At 40.4% G+C, this 1,926-nt stretch carries 1 protein-coding gene; it reads left to right on the top strand.

Annotation, left to right across the window (positions count from 1 at the left end; genetic code table 11):
* Positions 1-163: 163 nt before the first annotated feature.
* Positions 164-1,926, top strand: a 1,763-nt coding sequence (gene argS, locus V5N63_RS11755) for an arginine--tRNA ligase (protein WP_332034091.1), incomplete at its 3' end; no start/stop codon positions are given.

Raw genomic sequence — 1,926 nt, 5'->3', positions numbered from 1 at the left:
TTGAATCCTGAAAATTATGCCGCTGCTGCAGCTGCTATTGGAGGAGACAAAATGAATACAAAACTTATCTGGGATAAAAACTAATTCAACTTAGTTATAATTCTTAAACCACTCTTCGGAGTGGTTTTTTTATTTACGTATATTTGTAACTCAAAATTTGACGATGAATACGAAAGAAATTATTGAAGATAAAATTGCTGAAGTGATCCAGTCCGTTTTTCAGATTGATGATGTAAATCAGAGAAACAGTGTAAAACTCGAGGTGCAGCAAAACAAAACAGGATTTGAAGGCGATTTCACAATCGTAACTTTTCCGTTGGTAAAAATACTGAAGAAAAGTCCGGACCTTATTGCCATGGAGCTGGGCGACGCGCTCTCCACTCAGGCTGATTTTGTTGAAAACTTCAACGTGGTTAAAGGCTTCCTGAATCTAAAAATTAAGAACCGCTTTTTCCTTGATAATTTCAATACCGTAAAAGAAAATTTTGATCATAAAGAGAAGAAAAACCAGACCGTAATGGTTGAATATTCTTCACCCAACACCAACAAACCGCTTCACTTGGGACATATCCGAAACAATCTGCTGGGATATTCTGTCGCTCAGATTCTGAAAGAAGACGGTTACGATGTCATCAAAACCCAAATCATCAACGACCGCGGAATCCACATATGCAAATCGATGCTCGCCTGGAAAAAGTTTGGAAACGGAGAAACTCCGCAATCCACCGCAACTAAGGGCGATAAATTTATCGGCAGTTATTATGTGGAATTTGATAAAAATTACAAAAAAGAAGTCGCAGCACTTGTCGCTCAGGGTTATGATGAAGATGCAGCAAAGAAACAGGCTCCCATTATTCTGGAGGCTCAGAAAATGCTTCTGGACTGGGAAAAAGGCAATGAAGAGGTAAGAAATCTCTGGAGCGAAATGAATACCTGGGTTTACGAAGGTTTTGGGCAGACCTATAAAAGACTGGGCGTAGATTTTGACCAGGTTCAATACGAGAGCAATACATATTTGTTAGGTAAAGACCTCATCCAGGAAGGTTTGCTGAAAGGTGTCCTGTACCGAAAAGATGATGGCTCGATTTGGTGTGATTTAACCGACGAAGGTTTAGATCATAAACTATTGCTACGATCCGACGGAACTTCGGTTTATATGACCCAGGATTTGGGTACGGCAGTTCAGCGTTTCAAAGAAAATAATATCCAGAAACTTATCTATACCGTAGGAAACGAGCAGGATTATCATTTCGATGTGCTGTTCAAAATCCTGAAGAAATTGGGCTATAGCTGGGCAGAAAACCTTTACCACCTTTCTTACGGAATGGTAGAACTTCCGGAAGGCAAAATGAAGTCCCGCGAAGGAACCGTAGTTGATGCCGATGACCTGATGCAGGAAATGGTGGATACCGCCAAAGAAAAAGCAGAAGAACTGGGGAAACTCGAAAATCTTACAGAAGAAGAGAAAGAAAAATCCTACGAAACCGTTGGTCTGGGTGCTTTAAAATATTTCATGCTGAAAGTGGATCCGAAGAAAAAAATGCTGTTCAATCCAAAGGAAAGCATCGATTTCAATGGTAATACGGGGCCTTTCATTCAGTATACCTACGCGAGAATCCAGTCGCTGCTCGCCAAAGCGGAATATCAGGAGCAAAAAATTTCAGATTATGAAATCAATGATTCTGAGAAGGATTTGATGATGAACATTTTCAACTTCAAAGATGTCGTTTCAAAAGCTGCCGAAAGTCTTTCTCCGGCTTTAGTGGCCAATTACATCTACGAACTGGTAAAATCTTACAACTCTTTTTATCAGAACAATCCGATTCTGAAACAGGACGATGCTGTTGCGAAGCAGTTCCGCCTTGAACTCTCAGCCTTAACTGGTAAAACCATTAAAAAAGGACTCGCACTTCTCGGAATCGGAAC

The sequence above is a fragment of the Kaistella sp. genome (assembly GCF_032060305.1).
GTDB classification, from domain to species: domain Bacteria; phylum Bacteroidota; class Bacteroidia; order Flavobacteriales; family Weeksellaceae; genus Kaistella; species Kaistella yananensis.
This window is presented reverse-complemented; position numbering and strand designations above follow the sequence as displayed.